The organism is Streptococcus mitis, assembly GCF_946190065.1.
GTDB classification, from domain to species: domain Bacteria; phylum Bacillota; class Bacilli; order Lactobacillales; family Streptococcaceae; genus Streptococcus; species Streptococcus mitis_DE.
Genome location: NZ_CAMHZD010000014.1, coordinates 1 through 17,818 on the forward strand (window position 1 = coordinate 1; position 17,818 = coordinate 17,818).

Consider the following 17,818-nt stretch of genomic DNA (forward strand, 5'->3'; position numbering starts at 1 on the left):
ATGGGACTTTTTTTCTACACAAAAATAGGCTCCATAATATCTATAGGGGATTTACCCACTACAAATATTATAGAGCCTAAAAACGCATCCTATCAGGTTTGAGTGAGCTTGATAGGATGCGTTTTATCATGTAAAGATGTGATTGAGTTTAAAGTAGCTTATTTCAAGGCTTTTTGTGCGTCTTCAATCATGAGTTTTGTTGATTCAAGTCCGCCTCCACTTAGATACCAGAGGTCTGGTGTTAGTTGGATAATCTTACCATTTTTAGCGGCAGGTGTTTCAGCGATGAGGGCATTTTCTAGGATCCCGTCGTTGCTAGAGTTGTCCCCACCGATGGCAAGGGTACGGTTGATGACAAAGAGGATGTCAGGATTGATTTCTTTGACACTTTCAAAGCTGACTTCTTGTCCGTGGCGAGAGTCTTCAAATTGAGTGTCAGTTGACTTGAATTTCAAGGTTTGGTACAAGAAAGAGAAACGAGATTGGGCACCAAAGGCTGCCATTTTTCCCTCGTTGAGGAGGATGGCAAGGGCTTTTTGGTCAGAACTTTCATTTTTAGTTGCGACTTCTTGAATGCTCTTGTCAAGCTTGGCCAATTCTTCCTTGGCTTTCTGTGTACCTGTTTCGCTGAAGGCGCTTGCTAGGGATTCGATATTAGTCTTGGTAGAAGTCCAGTAGTCATCTTTGCCTGCTTGGAAGAGAACAGTCGGAGCGATTTCGTTGAACTTATCTACGAATTTTTGGGTACGTGGTGAAGCGATAATTAGGTCTGGTTCAAGAGCAGCAAGGGCTTCTAGGTCTGGCTCAACCATAGAACCAACATTTTTAATTTTTCCAGCTAGGTCTTTAAGATAAGTCGGAACAGTTTTTGTAGGCATTCCGACGATATTCTTTTCAAAACCTAAAGCGCGAATAGTATCCGCAGCACCGAGGTCAAAGGTCACAATCTTTTCAGGGACTTTTGAAAGTGTGACTACACCTAGTGAACTTTTAATGGTTACCTCTGTTGGAGCAGAACTGCTTGTTTCTGACTGACTAGTGCTTGAGTTTGTGTTTGTACTACATGCACCAAGTAGGAGCAAGAAGCTGGTTGCTAGGGCAGTAAGGTAAAGTTTAAGGGATGTTTTCATAATTTCTCCTTTTTAAAATGTGATAACGATTTAGAGAATCTCTTGGTCTTATTGACTAAGAGACAAAGTTTCTTCTAACACGAGTTTCTATGTTACTAGCTATAAATACAGATCTTCTTGCCATTGATATCAGCTAGCGTGATGGGAATCTCATAAAGTTGACTGAGGAGGTCAGCCTGCATGATTTGATTGGTTGTTCCCTTGCTAAAGACTTGGCCATCTTTGAAGGCAACAATTTCATCTGCATACTGACTGGCCATGTTGATATCGTGGAGGACGATAATAATGGTCTTGCCGAGTTCTTCCACCAGTCTCCGAAGAATCTGCATCATACTGACACTTTGCTTGATATCGAGATTGTTGAGTGGTTCGTCCAGCAAGATAAAGTCTGTATCCTGGGCCAGTACCATAGCGATAAAGACCCGCTGGAGTTGTCCTCCAGACAGGCTATCGATGTAGCGGTCTTTTAAGTTGGTCAGTTCTAAATAGTCCAGAGTTTCTCGGATTTTTTCCCAGTCTTCTTGTCTCAGTCGACCTCGACTGTAGGGAAAACGTCCAAAACTGACCAGTTCTTCAACAGTCAATTTGGCTTGGTAATTGATTTTCTGCTTTAGGATAGTCAGTTCTTGAGCCAGTTCTTGCGAATTCCAGCTCTCGATTTCACGGCCTTTGATACTGAGAATTCCCTGATCTTTCTTGGTAAGTCTGCTCATGATGGAGAGGAGAGTCGATTTTCCAGCACCATTTGGACCAATAAAGGCTGTCAGTTTTTGAGGACTGACTTTAAGCGAAATGCCTTGCAAAATATCCTGTTTTTGAATGGATTTGCCAATGTTTTCCAGTTTCACTGACGCGCCCTCCTGTATAGTAAGATAAAGAATAAAAGGCCACCCACGCTCTCGATGATCATGCTGATGCGAATTTCCAGCGCAAAGACTCGTTCGATGAGGGTTTGCCCCAAGGTCAAACTGATAAATCCAATCAGAATGGCTACGATAAAGAGTAACTTGTGTCGATAGTCTTTGACGATTAAGTAGGTGAGGTTAGCCAGCATAAAGCCGAAGAAGGCCATAGGTCCTACCAAGGCAGTGGCAGTTGAGGTCAAAAGCACGATACCCCAGAGGAGTTCTCTCTGTTCTTTTTCAACATCGAGGCCCAGTATGTGAGCCGTTTCTCTTTGTAGGTGCAAGACATCCAGAGTGACTGCTTTCCGGAAGAAAAAGACTGTCAAAGCAAGGATGATTAGAGAGCCGATGGCTAGGATGGAAGTGTTGAGATGTTGAAAGGAGGCAAAGAGACTGTTCTGCAGTTTATCGTATTCGTTTGGATCCATCAGGACCTGAAGGAAGGTACTGATATTTCGAAAGAGACTTCCGAGGGCTAGACAGATTAGCAGGATGAAGACCAGGTCTTGTTTCATCAGTGTCTTCAAGTAGCCTTGTAAGGCAAGAAAGAAGAGGGATTGAAGCAGAAGCAAAACTAGGAATTCTAAGATGGGATACTTGCCAAGTTGAAGAAACTTGCTTTCAAAAACCAGTAGCAGAGTTTGCAGTAGGACATAGAAGGATTCGATTCCTAAAATACTAGGTGTCAGGAAGCGATTTTCTGTCAAGGTTTGAAAACTAATAGTCGAAATCCCAGTCGCGATGGCTACCAAGAGATAAACGATGATCTTTTGGGAACGCAACTTCCAAGCAAAGGCTGACAAGTGAGTGATGGGCCAAAAATAGAGGAGACAAGCTCCGATGGCCAGAATAATGAGAAGACCGAAGAGTTTGGTATGTTTGCTTTTAAACTGCATCTTTTCGTCCCCCTCTCCATAGAAGTAGGATAAAGACGAGGCTACCAATGATTCCTAGTAGAAGACTGACAGACAACTCATAGGGTCGAATTAGAACTCGGGATAGGATATCACAGACCAGAACTAGATTGGCACCTACCAGTGCGACCATGAGTTTGGTTTGACTTAGATTATCTCCATAGTGCTTGCGAACAAGATTGGGAACGATGACTCCAAGAAATGGCAAGCCACCCACGGTAATCATGGTGACGCTTGTCGTTAGCGCAACCAGAAAGAGAGCTAGTTTTTCAAGTAGGGAGTAGGAAATCCCCAAACTTTCGCTGGTTTCTTTCCCTAGATTCATGATGGTGAAGGTTTGGGATAATTTCCAAACGGCTATCAGGATGATGAGGCCTAAGAAGAGCCACTCATACTGATGGGTCTGAATCATGGAGAAGGAGCCCTGGGTCCAAGCTGTCATACTCTGAACTAGATTGAAACGGTAGGCGATAACTTCTGTCATAGAACCAATAATTCCGCTATAGATAATCCCAATCAGAGGCAACATCCATCTTTCCTTTACAGTAAAAATGGCCATAAAGGCTAGGAAGAAGAGGGTAAATACGATGGATGAAACAAAAGCAAAGAGCATCTTTTGGGTCAGACTAGCTGATGGAAAGACAAAGAGGCTCAGCACCATTCCCAGTTTGGCGGCTTCAGTCGTTCCAACTGTGCTTGGAGCAGCAAACTGATTTTGAGTTATGGTCTGCATGAGGAGTCCTGCCATGCTCATACTAGAGGCTGCCAGGAGAATACTGATGGTTCTAGGGAGACGTGACTCCTGAAATAGAAGCCAAGTTTCATGGTCCAGAGCAAAAAGTTTTCCCCATGAAAAATCACTGGTCCCAATGCTAATAGAGAGAAAGACTAGGAGTAGAAGTAAGCCAATTAAATAATGAGAAAGTTTCATACCCCGTCCTTTCATGTAGATTTGATATCGAAAGATACCTGCGGATATTACTGTAACACGATTTCTTTAATCTGTCAATAAATTTTCTGACAATTTAATGAATAAAACAAGGAGAGAGTACCAGGACCTTCTCCTCTGTTTTCCTATTCTAAAATGTTTTTACCTTCTTTAACACGCCAATGATAATCCGATAAAATAATATCTTCAAGAGAGTAGCTAGCCTTCCAATCAAGATATTTTTTAGCTTTTGATGCGTCTGCTAGGACGCTGGCTGGGTCACCAGCACGGCGAGCAACAATTTCGTGTGGTATTTTTTGATTCAGTAATTCTTCGGCAGTTTTAAAGATTTCTTTGACGGTATAGCCTTTTTCAGTTCCTAAGTTAAAGATTTGAGAAGAACTGTTTTCTTGAAATAGGTAGTTCATTCCTTTAACATGAGCCTGTGCAAGATCCAAGACATGAATGTAATCTCGAATACATGAACCATCGCGTGTATCATAGTCATCTCCAAATATTTTTAGGCTATCATTTTGTCCCAATGCGGTCTTGTTGATATTGGGAATGATGTGAGTTGGATTTTTCACACGTAGACCGTTTGAAGCATCCATTTCAGCCCCAGCAACATTAAAGTAACGGAAAATAACATATTTCCAATCGTAGCGATTAGCCATCCAGTAAATCATTCGTTCGCCCATCAGTTTTGTCTCTGCATAAGGGTTGACAGGGTCGAGCAAGGTATCTTCAGTAGCTGGCTTGTCAATACAGTTATTACCATAGAGGGAAGCAGTTGAAGAGAACATAATTTTTTGAATGCCAACTTCAGATAAGACTTTGAGAACTTGGTTCATACCCGCAACATTGGCAGTGAAGTATTTGCTTGGATTTTCAATACTTTCGCTCACAACAATCTCACCTGCACAATGGAGAACAGCGTCAATCTTGTTTTCTTCCAAGTAGGCTTTTAAGGCACTAGCATCATAAACATCCAGTTGTTTAAAGCTAGCACGACTATCTACAGACGAACGATTTCCTGTAGAAAGATTATCTAAGACATGAACCTGGTAGCCAGCATTTAAAAGAGCTTTAACGGTATGGGAGCCAATGTAGCCAGCTCCACCTGTAACAAGAATTGTTTTGGTCATGATTTTTTCCTTTTTCTAGTTTTGTACTATTTTAAAGAAATAAGAAAGGAAAGTCAACTATTTTCTGTAAATTTCATGAAAAATTTGAACGATTTCGGTATCGGATTGTTTTTTTGTTTGGAAATAAAGTTTCGACTTAATCTTGGAATGTTTTTTAGATTTCACTTCAAATGCAAGAGAATACTATCCATTTCTGAGATAGAGCAAGACGAAGATACTAACTTAGAAATCCACCTTCCCGCTATCCTTCTCCTATAAAAAGTGGTAAAATGGATGAAAGAAAGAAGGAACTGAAATGACAACATTATTTTCAAAAATCAAAGAAGTAACAGAACTTGCTGCTATCTCAGGTCATGAAGCGCCTGTCCGTGCCTATCTTCGTGAAAAGTTGACACCGCATGTGGATGAAGTGGTGACAGATGGCTTGGGTGGTATTTTCGGGATTAAACATTCAGAAGCTGCGAATGCACCGCGTGTCTTGGTCGCTTCTCATATGGATGAAGTTGGTTTTATGGTCAGCGAAATTAAGCCAGATGGTACCTTCCGTGTTGTAGAAATCGGCGGTTGGAACCCAATGGTTGTCAGCAGCCAACGTTTCAAACTTCTGACTCGTGATGGTCGTGAAATTCCTGTGATTTCAGGTTCTGTCCCTCCACATTTGACTCGTGGTAAGGGTGGGCCAACCATGCCAGCCATTGCAGATATCGTCTTTGATGGTGGTTTTGCGGATAAGGCTGAGGCAGAAAGCTTTGGCATCCGTCCTGGTGACACCATCGTACCAGATAGTTCTGCAATCTTAACAGCCAATGAAAAAAATATTATCTCAAAAGCTTGGGACAACCGCTACGGTGTTCTTATGGTTAGCGAGTTGGCGGAAGCTCTGTCAGGTCAAAAACTCGGAAATGAACTCTATCTTGGCTCTAACGTCCAAGAAGAAGTTGGTCTCCGTGGCGCTCATACTTCCACAACTAAATTCGATCCAGAAGTCTTCTTAGCAGTTGACTGTTCACCTGCTGGTGATGTCTATGGAGGTCAAGGCAAGATTGGGGATGGAACCTTGATTCGTTTCTATGATCCAGGTCACTTGCTTCTCCCAGGGATGAAGGACTTCCTTTTGACAACAGCTGAGGAAGCTGGTATCAAGTACCAATATTACTGTGGAAAAGGCGGAACGGATGCAGGAGCAGCTCATCTGAAAAATGGTGGTGTTCCATCAACAACTATCGGTGTCTGCGCTCGTTATATCCATTCTCACCAAACCCTCTATGCTATGGATGACTTCCTAGAAGCTCAAGCTTTCTTACAAGCTTTGGTGAAGAAATTGGATCGTTCAACAGTTGATTTGATTAAAAATTATTAAACCATAAGGGAGGTGGTTGGGATGGTAGAACCAAACCTAGAAAGCCTTATAAAAGATCTTTACAATCATGCTCGACATGATTTGAGTGAAGATTTAGTTGCTGCTCTCCTAGAGACTGCTAAAAAACTGCCTACTACAAATGAGCAATTGTTGGCAGTTCGTCTCTCAGGTCTGGTCAATCGTGAATTGCTCCTAAATCCCAAACATTCAGCACCTGAGTTACTCAACTTAGCTCGCTTTATCAAAAGAGAAGAAGCTAAGTACAGAGGAACCGCAGCTTCTGCGATTATGTATGGGGAACTCTTTAAAATGCTTTGATTCCATTGTGAATCAAAGCATTTTTCTATATGTAAAAAAAGCAATTCTTGATTAGGAAAAGAAAAAAGCCATCCTATTTAGGATAGCTTCTTGGATCTTAGATTTGTTCAGCGATGACCTTTTCCGCTAGATTCATAGCGTGGTCTGACACACGAGTGTAGTGGGAAATAATGTCGATAAAGTTGACCCCAGCTTGTGTTGAACACTCACCCTTGTTGAGGCGTTTGATGTGGGTCTTTCTGAGAACACGTTCCATATTGTTGATTTCTTTATGGCGTTCAATCAGACTTTGAGCCTTTTCAATATCATTGTTTTCCACACTATCAAGTGCATCCTTGATAAAGCCAGTGGTTTTTTGATAGATATCAGCCAATTCCTGCAAAGCAGCTTCAGAGAACTCAACATTTTTACGTTGAAGATAGTCAGTCAGGTTAATTAGCGCTTCTGCGTGGTCTCCAATCCGTTCCAAATCGCGGGATGAATCTAGGATGTTGGTCAGCACTTCACTTTCTTTTTGGCTAAGGGCCTCACTTGAAAGAGTAATGAGGTAACGAGTCAATTTTTCATCAATGGTATTGATGGCTTCTTCCGTCTTGTGGCCTTTTTCAGCAACCTTTTCATTAAGGTCAATGATGTAGTTGTATGAAAGGTCAAAGGCTTTAGAAGCATAATTTCCTAAGTGAAGGAGCTCTTTCTTCGCATTTCCGAGGGCGATTGATGGAGCTTGTTTAATCAAATGTTCATCAAGATAAAGTGGCTCGTACTTCACAATTTCATCTTCACCAGGGATGAGCTTGGTTACGAAGTAGGCCAAGGCTCCGATGAAGGGAAATTGGATAATAGTATTTGTGATATTAAAGGTTCCGTGGGCGAAGGCAATGGTCATTTCTGGAGCCAGATTGAGTGTAGATTCAAACCATTGAATCAAGCCAGTGAAAGGTACAAGGAAGACAATACAGATAACCGTACCAATCACGTTAAAGGCGACATGGGCACCAGCAACACGTTTGGCGGCGATATTGGCTCCAAGAGAAGCAATAATAGCTGTAATGGTCGTTCCGATATTATCACCAAACAAGACTGGTAAGGCACCTTGTAGATCAATCAAACCACTTGCGTAAAGATTCTGTAGGATACCGATAGTTGCGGAAGAAGCTTGAATGAGTAGGGTTAGTCCAGTTCCGACAAAGACACCTAGAATAGGACTCTTACTTAGTTCAACCATATAGTCTCTAAAGACTTGCAGGTCTTTTAGAGGTTCCATTGCACCGCTCATAAGATTGAGAGCGAAGAAGATACCACCTACACCAAAAATGATACGTCCGATGTTATTGATAGAGCGATTCTTGGTGAAGAAGAGACAAATCGCTCCGATGAAAAGCATTGGTAAGGCGTAATCTCCTAGCTTAAAACCGATGATAAAGGATGTAACGGTAGTTCCAATATTGGCACCCATGACAATACCGATAGCTTGACGCAAGGTCAAAAGTCCTGCGCTGACTAGCCCCACTGTAATGACTGTGACACCAGAACTTGACTGAATTAGCGCCGTCATACCGATACCAACTAGCACACCGAAGAACGGATTGCTGGTATATTTGTCAATGTAAAAACGAAGGCGATCTCCAGCAGCTTGTTGCAAACCGTCTCCCATGGTCTTGATACTATATAAGAATAGTCCCAGACCACCTAAAAAGTGAAATAAAATTTCCTGCCAATTAATGGACATTTCTTTTTCCTCCGAAAAATAATAACGGAATTTCTCCTATTCTATTTTAAAGGATAAAAGTAAATCTAACAAGTGTTAAGCTAAGATTTTAGAAAGAAAATTCGTTAGAAAAAGCAAAAATAATATACTCTAGCATGCCACAAAGATTAAATATCGAAAAATCTTGTGAAATCTTTCCTTATATTTCCAAAGTGTGATATAATAGTTTCGAATAAAATAAATAAAGGGGTTTTTGTAACATGGCAAAACTTACTGTTAAAGACGTTGACTTGAAAGGGAAAAAAGTCCTCGTTCGTGTTGACTTCAACGTACCATTGAAAGATGGCGTAATCACTAACGACAACCGTATCACAGCAGCTCTTCCAACTATTAAGTACATCATCGAACAAGGTGGACGTGCAATTCTTTTCTCTCACCTTGGACGTGTGAAAGAAGAAGCTGATAAAGCTGGTAAATCACTTGCTCCTGTAGCAGCAGACTTGGCAGCTAAATTGGGCCAAGACGTTGTTTTCCCAGGTGTTACTCGTGGTGCTGAATTGGAAGCAGCTATCAACGCTCTTGAAGATGGACAAGTTCTCTTGGTTGAAAACACTCGTTACGAAGATGTTGACGGCAAGAAAGAATCTAAAAACGATCCTGAACTTGGTAAATACTGGGCATCACTTGGAGATGGTATCTTCGTAAACGATGCATTCGGTACAGCTCACCGTGCACACGCATCTAACGTTGGTATTTCAGCAAACGTTGAAAAAGCAGTTGCTGGTTTCCTTCTTGAAAACGAAATTGCCTACATCCAAGAAGCAGTTGAAACTCCAGAACGTCCATTCGTGGCTATCCTTGGTGGTTCAAAAGTTTCAGACAAGATTGGTGTTATCGAAAACTTGCTTGAAAAAGCTGATAAAGTTCTTATCGGTGGTGGTATGACTTACACATTCTACAAAGCACAAGGTATCGAAATCGGTAACTCACTTGTAGAAGAAGACAAATTGGATGTCGCTAAAGCTCTTCTTGAAAAAGCTAACGGTAAATTGATCTTGCCAGTTGACTCAAAAGAAGCTAACGCATTTGCTGGTTACACTGAAGTACGTGACACTGAAGGTGAAGCAGTTTCTGAAGGCTTCCTTGGTCTTGACATCGGTCCAAAATCTATCGCTAAATTTGATGAAGCTTTGACTGGTGCCAAAACAGTTGTATGGAACGGACCTATGGGTGTGTTTGAAAACCCTGACTTCCAAGCTGGAACAATCGGTGTGATGGACGCTATCGTGAAACAACCAGGCGTTAAATCAATCATCGGTGGTGGTGATTCAGCTGCCGCAGCAATCAACCTTGGTCGCGCAGACAAATTCTCATGGATCTCTACTGGTGGTGGAGCATCAATGGAACTTCTTGAAGGTAAAGTTCTTCCAGGACTTGCAGCATTGACAGAAAAATAAGATTTCATAAATGAATCAAAGAAGAGAGGGATGAAAGTTCCTCTTTTCTTTTGCTCAAAATAAAAACGCTTCCTCTCAACTATTGCTCATAAAATCACCCAAATTATGATAAAATGGAAATAGAAAGTTGAGATTATGAGTTATTTTAAAAAATATAAATTCGATAAATCCCAGTTCAAACTTGGTATGCGAACCTTTAAAACAGGTATTGCTGTTTTTCTAGTTCTCTTGATTTTTGGCTTTTTTGGTTGGAAAGGTCTTCAAATCGGTGCTTTGACAGCCGTTTTTAGCTTGAGGGAGAGTTTTGATAAGAGTGTTCATTTTGGGACTTCGCGTATTCTAGGAAATAGTATCGGTGGCCTCTATGCCTTGGTTTTCTTCCTAATAAATAGTTTTTTCCACGAAGCCTTTTGGGTAACCTTAGTTGTTGTTCCAATCTGCACCATGTTAACCATTATGACAAATGTAGCCATGAATAACAAAGCAGGGGTTATTGGTGGTGTAGCAGCTATGTTAATCATTACCTTATCAATTCCGAGTGGGGAAACGATTTTGTACGTGTTTGCGCGTGTATCAGAAACTTTCATGGGAGTTTTTGTCGCAATTCTCGTAAATTACGATATTGATCGTATTCGGCTCATTTTAGAGAAAAAAGAAAAATAATGTTACATTTTATAACATTATCAATTGACGTTTGTCTTTTTTTAGACTATAATAGACAGAAAGAAGGAAATTGTAAATGAAGGAAAAAGAATTTCGCCGAAATATGGCTGTTTTTCCTATCGGCAGTGTTATGAAGTTGACCGACCTATCGGCGCGTCAGATTCGTTATTATGAAGATCAAGAGTTGATTAAGCCTGATCGAAACGAAGGGAACCGTCGCATGTATTCCTTGAATGACATGGATCGTCTGCTTGAAATCAAAGATTATATCTCTGAAGGTTATAATATCGCTGCCATCAAGAAAAAATATGCTGAACGTGAAGCGAAATCCAAGAAAGCGGTGAGTCAGACTGAGGTGCGTCGTGCACTTCATAATGAACTCCTCCAACAGGGTCGCTTTGCTTCAGTACGGTCACCTTTTGGTCGCGGTTAGGCAACCGCAAGTAGTTATACATTAAGGAGAAAACTCATGCCAATCACAGCTGCAGATATTCGTCGTGAAGTCAAGGAAAAAAATGTTACCTTTATTCGTCTCATGTTCTCAGATATTTTGGGAACCATGAAAAACGTCGAAATTCCTGCTACAGATGAACAGTTAGATAAAGTCTTGTCAAATAAGGCTATGTTTGATGGATCTTCTATTGAAGGTTTTGTACGTATCAATGAGTCAGATATGTACTTGTACCCTGACTTGGATACATGGACAGTCTTCCCTTGGGGAGATGAAAATGGAAGTGTTGCAGGTTTGATCTGTGATGTCTATACAACAGAAGGTGAGCCATTTGCAGGTGATCCTCGTGGCAATTTGAAACGTGCTCTTCGTCACATGGAAGAAGTGGGATTCAAGTCCTTCAACCTTGGACCAGAACCAGAATTCTTCCTATTTAAACTTGATGAAAATGGAGACCCAACACTTGAAGTAAATGACAAGGGTGGCTACTTTGATTTGGCGCCTACTGACCTTGCGGACAATACACGTCGTGAGATTGTCAATGTCTTGACCAAAATGGGATTTGAAGTAGAAGCAAGTCACCATGAGGTTGCGGTTGGACAACATGAGATTGACTTTAAGTACGATGAAGTTCTCCGTGCTTGTGATAAGATTCAAATCTTTAAACTCGTTGTTAAAACCATTGCTCGCAAACATGGTCTTTACGCAACCTTTATGGCCAAACCAAAATTTGGTATTGCCGGATCAGGTATGCACTGTAATATGTCCTTGTTTGATGCAGAAGGAAACAATGCCTTCTTTGATCCAAATGATCCAAAAGGAATGCAGTTGTCAGAAACGGCCTACCATTTCCTTGGTGGTTTGATTAAGCATGCCTACAACTATACTGCCATCATGAACCCAACGGTTAACTCATACAAACGTTTGGTTCCAGGTTATGAAGCGCCTGTTTATATTGCTTGGGCTGGTCGTAACCGTTCGCCACTTGTGCGCGTGCCTGCTTCACGTGGTATGGGAACTCGTCTTGAGTTGCGTTCAGTGGATCCAATGGCGAACCCTTACATCGCTATGGCTGTGCTGTTGGAAGTTGGTTTGCATGGTATTGAGAATAAAATCGAAGCACCAGCTCCTATCGAAGAAAATATCTACATCATGACAGCAGAAGAGCGTAAGGAAGCTGGTATTACAGACCTTCCATCAACCCTTCACAACGCTTTGAAAGCTTTGACAGAAGATGAAGTTGTCATAGCGGCTCTCGGAGAACATATCTATACTAGTTTCCTTGAAGCCAAACGAATCGAATGGGCAAGTTATGCAACCTTCGTTTCACAATGGGAAATTGATAATTATTTAGACCTTTACTAATACTAATATAGAAGGAAGATTGTCCGTGAGGATAATCTTTTTTTCTTGTATTTTATATCGAGGTGTGATATATTTTATATAACGAAGTGCGATATATCGAACTGGATAGGAGGTAGCTATAAATGGAATTAACGGATAAGATTCGTCGAGTTTATCTTCCGATGACGGAAACGGGCTTTTATATCTTGTTCTGTCTGCAAAAGGAAGGTCATGGGTACAGTATTACGCAAAAGGTCAAGGAGATGACAGATTTGCAAGTTTCGATTAGTCCTGGAACTATGTATGGAACCTTGTCAAAAATGGAAAAGGATGGTTTGATTTCCTTTGTCCGAGAAGAGGAGAAGCGTAAAATCTATCAGATTACAGACTTGGGAAGAAAAGTCTTAGATATTGAATTGAAACGTATTGAACGGCTCTATAGAAACAGTCTGGAGGAAAGATGATGGAAAAGAAGGTTGTTTATAGAATTGCTACCATTGCGGATTATGATAGAGAGGCTTTATATCTTAGAAAAATGCATGCTGAGGGCTGGAAACTCAAGGAAGTGACCTACTCTAACTTAGTAGTTGCGGTTAAGTATACTTTTGAAAAGTGCCAACCGGAGCAGGTGTCTTATCAGTTGGACTTTTATCCTATGAAAAAATCAGAGAGAGCCTCCTATTTACAATTATTTAAAGACTGTGGATGGGAGCATATTACAGACTTTAATGGTTTTTCCTACTTTAGAAAGCTTCATTCTGGAATTGAGTTGGATGCCGAGTTTGAAATTTATAATGACGCGGCCGGGAAGCTAGCTATGGTCAAACGGATTTTAACGAGGCGGATGCTTCCTATTTTGCTTCTCTTTTTAGCTCTACTACCGGTTTTCTCAAAGTTTGTCACTGGAGGTAGTTCTTTCAGTTGGGAAATGTTTTTGATTGTTATAATAGATGGTGTTTTATTGATAGTTCATTCGATTCAGATGTCTTATATTTTTTGGAGATTGTTTCAAAAGTGGAAAGAATTATCTGATAAATAAAACCATGCATGTTTTCTAATTTGGAGGTGCGATGATGAAAAGCAAACTACAATTTCGGATTTTTACGATTCTTGATGAGGATAAGAAAGAAGAATATTTACATGAGATGCACTTGAAAGGTTGGAGGTATAGAACGAGTCGTTTTGGTTTTTTCTATTTTGACCAATGTCAACCAGACGATGTCATCTACCGTATCTATGATTCTAGATTTCTTAAAAAATATAAGCATGAACTGCAAGATTTTAGAAATAGAGGTTGGGAATTGATAGAAAGAGGTTTTTATTCAATTTTTCGTAAACCGGCTTCTAATATACTTCCAGAGGATCAAGTCTATATGAGTAAGGGGCTCAGATGGGAAGTTATGCGATATAGATTTCGTTCATGTGCAGCTACTTTCTTAGGTGGTTTGGTTGTTTGTATAAGTTTATTTAAAGAAGAACTTTCTATGTCTTTCTTCGTTATTTTTCTTTTATATGCCTTTATGATTTCTTATTTAATTCATGGCTATTTAAGGCTTAAAAGGGCATACCGAGTAGATAAACAGTAAGGTTCTAGGTCTTTAGACTGATTTTTAGCACTCTTGGCAAAAGAGTGCTAATTTTTTGAGTTTTTGTCTTGACATTCTCTTTTAAGGGTGTATAATAGAATCATAAGTTAGCACTTGAGTGTATCGAGTGCTAATCGATCAGACAGAGAGGAGTGATGAGGTGGTTACAGAGCGTCAGCAGGATATTTTAAATCTGATTATTGACATCTTTACCAAAACGCACGAACCTGTCGGATCCAAAGCCTTGCAAGAGTCTATTAACTCTAGCAGTGCAACCATTCGTAATGACATGGCGGCTCTAGAAAAGCAAGGGTTGCTTGAGAAGGCCCATACTTCAAGTGGTCGGATGCCAAGTGTTGCTGGTTTTCAGTACTATGTGAAACACTCACTGGATTTTGACCGACTAGCTGAAAATGAGGTATATGAGATTGTCAAAGCCTTTGATCAGGAATTCTTCAAATTGGAGGGTATTCTGCAAGAGGCTGCTAACCTGCTGACAGACTTGAGTGGCTGTACGGTAGTAGCACTGGATGTTGAGCCGAGCAGGCAACGTTTGACAGCCTTTGATATCGTTGTTTTGGGGCAACATACAGCCTTGGCGGTATTCACCCTAGACGAGTCTCGAACGGTTACCAGTCAGTTTCTGATTCCAAGGAACTTTTTGCAGGAGGATTTGCTGAAGCTGAAGAGCATCATTCAGGAACGTTTCCTCGGCCACACCGTTCTAGATATTCACTACAAGATTCGGACGGAGATTCCGCAGATTATCCAGCGTTACTTTACAACAACGGACAATGTTATCGATCTCTTTGAACATATCTTTAAGGAAATGTTCAACGAAAACATTGTGGTGGCGGGCAAAGTCAATCTCTTGAATTTTGCCAATCTGGCAGCTTATCAGTTCTTTGACCAACCGCAAAAGGTGGCTCTGGAGATTCGTGAGGGTCTGCGTGAAGATCAGATGCAAAACGTTCGTGTTGCAGACAGTCAAGAGTCCTGTCTAGCCGACCTAGCGGTGATTAGTAGCAAGTTCCTCATTCCTTATCGGGGAGTTGGAATTCTAGCCATTATCGGTCCAGTTAATCTGGATTATCAGCAATTAATCAACCAAGTCAATGTAGTCAATCGTGTTTTGACCATGAAGTTGACAGATTTTTACCGCTACCTCAGCAGTAATCATTACGAAGTACATTAAGATTGAAATCATTAAAGGAGGCGAAAATGGCCCAAGATATAAAAAATGAAGAAGTAGAAGAAGTTCAAGAAGAGGAAGTTGTGGAAACGGTAGAAGAAACAACTCCTGAGAAGTCTGAATTGGACTTGGCAAATGAACGTGCAGATGAGTTCGAAAATAAATATCTTCGCGCTCATGCAGAAATGCAAAATATCCAACGCCGTGCCAATGAAGAGCGTCAAAATTTGCAACGTTATCGTAGCCAGGACTTGGCAAAAGCGATTCTCCCTTCTTTGGACAACCTTGAGCGTGCACTCGCAGTTGAAGGTTTGACAGATGATGTGAAGAAGGGCTTGGAAATGGTGCAAGAAAGCTTGATTCACGCTTTGAAAGAAGAAGGAATCGAAGAAATCGCAGCTGACGGTGAATTTGACCATAACTATCATATGGCCATCCAAACTCTTCCAGCAGACGATGAACACCCAGCAGATACCATCGCTCAAGTTTTCCAAAAAGGCTACAAACTCCATGACCGCATCCTACGCCCAGCTATGGTAGTGGTGTACAACTAGGCTAGAGAACTTAAAAAACTTGTCCGAAACGACAATAAACTATGAAGAAAGATAAAATATATTTGGCTTTGCAATAGTGAGCGAAGCGAACCAAAGACGATACTCTTCGCCGTGGCGCTATTTGCGCAAACTTTTAGACCTTAGGCTCAAAGTTTAGTCAAAGAGATTGACGAAGTCAAGCTCTGACGGCGCCGCCACTTAAGAAGAGTATCAAAAAGAAAAATAGAATATAAAATTTAAGGAGAAAAACACATGTCTAAAATTATCGGTATTGACTTAGGTACAACAAACTCAGCAGTTGCAGTTCTTGAAGGAACTGAAAGCAAAATCATCGCAAACCCAGAAGGAAACCGTACAACTCCATCTGTAGTCTCATTCAAAAACGGTGAAATCATCGTTGGTGATGCTGCAAAACGTCAAGCAGTTACAAATCCAGATACAGTTATCTCTATCAAATCTAAAATGGGAACTTCTGAAAAAGTTTCTGCTAACGGAAAAGAATACACTCCACAAGAAATCTCAGCTATGATTCTTCAATACTTGAAAGGTTATGCTGAAGACTACCTTGGTGAAAAAGTAACCAAAGCAGTTATCACAGTTCCTGCTTACTTCAACGACGCTCAACGTCAAGCCACAAAAGACGCTGGTAAAATCGCTGGTCTTGAAGTAGAACGTATCGTCAACGAACCAACTGCAGCAGCTCTTGCTTATGGTTTGGACAAGACTGACAAAGAAGAAAAAATCTTGGTATTTGACCTTGGTGGTGGTACATTCGACGTCTCTATCCTTGAATTGGGTGACGGTGTCTTCGACGTATTGTCAACTGCAGGGGACAACAAACTCGGTGGTGATGACTTTGACCAAAAAATTATCGACCACTTGGTAGCAGAATTCAAGAAAGAAAACGGTATTGACTTGTCTACTGACAAGATGGCAATGCAACGTTTGAAAGATGCAGCTGAAAAAGCTAAGAAAGACCTTTCTGGTGTAACTTCAACTCAAATCAGCTTGCCATTTATCACTGCTGGTGAAGCTGGACCTCTTCACTTGGAAATGACTTTGACTCGTGCAAAATTTGACGATTTGACTCGTGACCTTGTAGAACGTACAAAAGTTCCAGTTCGTCAAGCCCTTTCTGATGCAGGTTTGAGCTTGTCAGAAATCGATGAAGTTATCCTTGTTGGTGGTTCAACTCGTATCCCAGCCGTTGTAGAAGCAGTTAAAGCTGAAACTGGTAAAGAACCAAACAAATCAGTAAACCCTGATGAAGTTGTTGCCATGGGTGCTGCTATCCAAGGTGGTGTCATTACTGGTGATGTTAAAGACGTTGTCCTTCTTGACGTAACACCATTGTCACTTGGTATCGAAACAATGGGTGGTGTCTTTACAAAACTCATCGACCGTAACACAACAATTCCAACATCTAAATCACAAGTCTTCTCAACAGCGGCAGACAACCAACCAGCAGTTGATATTCATGTTCTTCAAGGTGAACGCCCAATGGCAGCAGATAACAAGACTCTTGGACGTTTCCAATTGACAGATATCCCAGCTGCACCTCGTGGAATTCCTCAAATCGAAGTAACATTTGACATCGACAAGAACGGTATCGTGTCTGTTAAGGCCAAAGACCTTGGAACTCAAAAAGAACAAACTATTGTGATCCAATCTAACTCAGGTTTGACTGATGAAGAAATTGACCGCATGATGAAAGATGCAGAAGCAAACGCTGAAGCAGATAAGAAACGTAAAGAAGAAGTAGACCTTCGTAACGAAGTAGACCAAGCAATCTTTGCGACTGAAAAGACTATCAAGGAAACTGAAGGCAAAGGATTCGACGCAGAACGTGACGCTGCCCAAGCTGCTCTTGATGACCTTAAGAAAGCTCAAGAAGACAACAACTTGGACGACATGAAAGCAAAACTTGAAGCATTGAACGAAAAAGCTCAAGGACTTGCTGTGAAACTCTACGAACAAGCCGCAGCAGCCCAACAAGCTCAAGCAGGAGCAGAAGGCGCACAAGCCACAGGAAACGCAGGCGATGACGTCGTAGACGGAGAGTTTACGGAAAAATAAAATAGTCCAGTGGACTATTTTATCCCGAGCTTGAAAATCAGGCGGATATAAGAAGAAATCCAGAGGTTGCAACCCAGCCTCTGTTTT

Annotated in this window: 18 protein-coding genes; 12 read left to right on the plus strand and 6 right to left on the minus strand. The window is 41.1% G+C overall.

The annotated features are described in order from the left end of the window. Positions 1-158: 158 nt before the first annotated feature. From OCF96_RS07035 to galE, 5 genes are all read right to left on the minus strand, one after another. A complete protein-coding gene (locus tag OCF96_RS07035) occupies positions 159-1,130 on the minus strand; it encodes a siderophore ABC transporter substrate-binding protein (RefSeq protein ID WP_261446794.1) in 972 nt (323 codons plus the stop codon). Positions 1,131-1,225: 95 nt separating this feature from the next. Continuing rightward, complete coding sequence (locus OCF96_RS07040) at positions 1,226-1,978, minus strand: iron ABC transporter ATP-binding protein (RefSeq protein ID WP_261031653.1); 753 nt, start codon at positions 1,976-1,978, stop codon at positions 1,226-1,228. Beyond that, complete coding sequence (locus tag OCF96_RS07045; RefSeq protein WP_261446795.1) at positions 1,975-2,931, minus strand: iron chelate uptake ABC transporter family permease subunit; 957 nt, start codon at positions 2,929-2,931, stop codon at positions 1,975-1,977. Before OCF96_RS07045 ends, OCF96_RS07040 begins: the two co-directional genes overlap by 4 nt. Then, positions 2,921-3,880, minus strand: coding sequence for an ABC transporter permease (locus tag OCF96_RS07050; protein ID WP_261446796.1), 960 nt, complete (start codon positions 3,878-3,880; stop codon positions 2,921-2,923). The genes OCF96_RS07045 and OCF96_RS07050 overlap by 11 nt, the downstream gene beginning before the upstream one ends. Positions 3,881-4,023: 143 nt before the next feature. Further along, positions 4,024-5,022 carry a UDP-glucose 4-epimerase GalE gene (gene galE / locus OCF96_RS07055; RefSeq protein WP_261446797.1) on the minus strand — a complete coding sequence of 333 codons (999 nt, stop codon included), beginning with the start codon at positions 5,020-5,022 and terminating at the stop codon, positions 4,024-4,026. 295 nt (positions 5,023-5,317) lie between these two features. Between galE and pepA the strand changes: the two genes are divergently transcribed. Together pepA and OCF96_RS07065 are read left to right on the plus strand one after the other, a co-directional pair. After that, complete coding sequence (gene pepA / locus OCF96_RS07060; RefSeq protein ID WP_120770573.1) at positions 5,318-6,382, plus strand: glutamyl aminopeptidase; 1,065 nt, start codon at positions 5,318-5,320, stop codon at positions 6,380-6,382. 21 nt (positions 6,383-6,403) lie between these two features. Continuing rightward, positions 6,404-6,700: a bacteriocin immunity family protein gene (locus OCF96_RS07065; RefSeq protein WP_261446798.1), complete on the plus strand. Its 297-nt coding sequence runs from the start codon at positions 6,404-6,406 to the stop codon at positions 6,698-6,700. Between the two features lie 97 nt (positions 6,701-6,797). On the opposite strand, the gene OCF96_RS07070 is transcribed toward OCF96_RS07065, so the two are convergent. Beyond that, positions 6,798-8,429: a Na/Pi cotransporter family protein gene (locus OCF96_RS07070; RefSeq protein WP_261446799.1), complete on the minus strand. Its 1,632-nt coding sequence runs from the start codon at positions 8,427-8,429 to the stop codon at positions 6,798-6,800. 239 nt (positions 8,430-8,668) lie between these two features. Here OCF96_RS07070 and OCF96_RS07075 point away from each other — a divergent pair, with 239 nt between their 5' ends. The 10 genes from OCF96_RS07075 (at position 8,669) to dnaK (ending at position 17,731) form a co-directional block, all read left to right on the plus strand. Further along, positions 8,669-9,865 carry a phosphoglycerate kinase gene (locus OCF96_RS07075; protein WP_001096743.1) on the plus strand — a complete coding sequence of 399 codons (1,197 nt, stop codon included), beginning with the start codon at positions 8,669-8,671 and terminating at the stop codon, positions 9,863-9,865. A 135-nt stretch (positions 9,866-10,000) separates the two neighbouring features. After that, positions 10,001-10,528 carry an FUSC family protein gene (locus OCF96_RS07080; protein WP_218493988.1) on the plus strand — a complete coding sequence of 176 codons (528 nt, stop codon included), beginning with the start codon at positions 10,001-10,003 and terminating at the stop codon, positions 10,526-10,528. Between the two features lie 76 nt (positions 10,529-10,604). Next, positions 10,605-10,961 carry a transcriptional repressor GlnR gene (gene glnR / locus OCF96_RS07085; protein WP_000659548.1) on the plus strand — a complete coding sequence of 119 codons (357 nt, stop codon included), beginning with the start codon at positions 10,605-10,607 and terminating at the stop codon, positions 10,959-10,961. Between the two features lie 36 nt (positions 10,962-10,997). After that, entirely contained in the window at positions 10,998-12,344 is a 1,347-nt protein-coding gene (gene glnA, locus OCF96_RS07090) for a type I glutamate--ammonia ligase (RefSeq protein WP_049501990.1), read from the plus strand. 122 nt (positions 12,345-12,466) lie between these two features. Then, entirely contained in the window at positions 12,467-12,787 is a 321-nt protein-coding gene (locus tag OCF96_RS07095) for a PadR family transcriptional regulator (protein ID WP_000423971.1), read from the plus strand. After that, positions 12,787-13,362 carry a DUF2812 domain-containing protein gene (locus OCF96_RS10210; protein WP_004238824.1) on the plus strand — a complete coding sequence of 192 codons (576 nt, stop codon included), beginning with the start codon at positions 12,787-12,789 and terminating at the stop codon, positions 13,360-13,362. Before OCF96_RS07095 ends, OCF96_RS10210 begins: the two co-directional genes overlap by 1 nt. Positions 13,363-13,396: 34 nt before the next feature. Beyond that, positions 13,397-13,909 (plus strand): DUF2812 domain-containing protein, encoded by a 513-nt coding sequence (locus OCF96_RS07105; protein ID WP_218493998.1) that lies wholly within the window; start codon positions 13,397-13,399, stop codon positions 13,907-13,909. A gap of 160 nt (positions 13,910-14,069) precedes the next feature. Then, positions 14,070-15,104 (plus strand): heat-inducible transcriptional repressor HrcA, encoded by a 1,035-nt coding sequence (gene hrcA, locus OCF96_RS07110; RefSeq protein ID WP_261446822.1) that lies wholly within the window; start codon positions 14,070-14,072, stop codon positions 15,102-15,104. Positions 15,105-15,130: 26 nt separating this feature from the next. Continuing rightward, positions 15,131-15,655, plus strand: a complete 525-nt coding sequence (gene grpE / locus OCF96_RS07115) for a nucleotide exchange factor GrpE (RefSeq protein WP_000046038.1) — start codon at positions 15,131-15,133, stop codon at positions 15,653-15,655. A 252-nt stretch (positions 15,656-15,907) separates the two neighbouring features. Continuing rightward, positions 15,908-17,731, plus strand: coding sequence for a molecular chaperone DnaK (dnaK, locus tag OCF96_RS07120; RefSeq protein WP_000034661.1), 1,824 nt, complete (start codon positions 15,908-15,910; stop codon positions 17,729-17,731). Positions 17,732-17,818 lie beyond the last annotated feature (87 nt).

What these genes read in the sequence shown, in the direction of transcription:
- OCF96_RS07080 (WP_218493988.1), top strand. Translation starts at nt 10,001, where the DNA reads ATGAGTTATTTTAAAAAATATAAATTCGATAAATCCCAGTTCAAACTT.
- galE (WP_261446797.1), bottom strand. Translation starts at nt 5,022, where the DNA reads ATGACCAAAACAATTCTTGTTACAGGTGGAGCTGGCTACATTGGCTCC.
- OCF96_RS10210 (WP_004238824.1), top strand. Translation starts at nt 12,787, where the DNA reads ATGGAAAAGAAGGTTGTTTATAGAATTGCTACCATTGCGGATTATGAT.
- OCF96_RS07105 (WP_218493998.1), top strand. Translation starts at nt 13,397, where the DNA reads ATGAAAAGCAAACTACAATTTCGGATTTTTACGATTCTTGATGAGGAT.
- OCF96_RS07075 (WP_001096743.1), top strand. Translation starts at nt 8,669, where the DNA reads ATGGCAAAACTTACTGTTAAAGACGTTGACTTGAAAGGGAAAAAAGTC.
- OCF96_RS07035 (WP_261446794.1), bottom strand. Translation starts at nt 1,130, where the DNA reads ATGAAAACATCCCTTAAACTTTACCTTACTGCCCTAGCAACCAGCTTC.
- glnA (WP_049501990.1), top strand. Translation starts at nt 10,998, where the DNA reads ATGCCAATCACAGCTGCAGATATTCGTCGTGAAGTCAAGGAAAAAAAT.
- OCF96_RS07050 (WP_261446796.1), bottom strand. Translation starts at nt 3,880, where the DNA reads ATGAAACTTTCTCATTATTTAATTGGCTTACTTCTACTCCTAGTCTTT.
- OCF96_RS07095 (WP_000423971.1), top strand. Translation starts at nt 12,467, where the DNA reads ATGGAATTAACGGATAAGATTCGTCGAGTTTATCTTCCGATGACGGAA.
- OCF96_RS07045 (WP_261446795.1), bottom strand. Translation starts at nt 2,931, where the DNA reads ATGCAGTTTAAAAGCAAACATACCAAACTCTTCGGTCTTCTCATTATT.
- glnR (WP_000659548.1), top strand. Translation starts at nt 10,605, where the DNA reads ATGAAGGAAAAAGAATTTCGCCGAAATATGGCTGTTTTTCCTATCGGC.
- OCF96_RS07070 (WP_261446799.1), bottom strand. Translation starts at nt 8,429, where the DNA reads ATGTCCATTAATTGGCAGGAAATTTTATTTCACTTTTTAGGTGGTCTG.
- OCF96_RS07065 (WP_261446798.1), top strand. Translation starts at nt 6,404, where the DNA reads ATGGTAGAACCAAACCTAGAAAGCCTTATAAAAGATCTTTACAATCAT.
- dnaK (WP_000034661.1), top strand. Translation starts at nt 15,908, where the DNA reads ATGTCTAAAATTATCGGTATTGACTTAGGTACAACAAACTCAGCAGTT.
- pepA (WP_120770573.1), top strand. Translation starts at nt 5,318, where the DNA reads ATGACAACATTATTTTCAAAAATCAAAGAAGTAACAGAACTTGCTGCT.
- grpE (WP_000046038.1), top strand. Translation starts at nt 15,131, where the DNA reads ATGGCCCAAGATATAAAAAATGAAGAAGTAGAAGAAGTTCAAGAAGAG.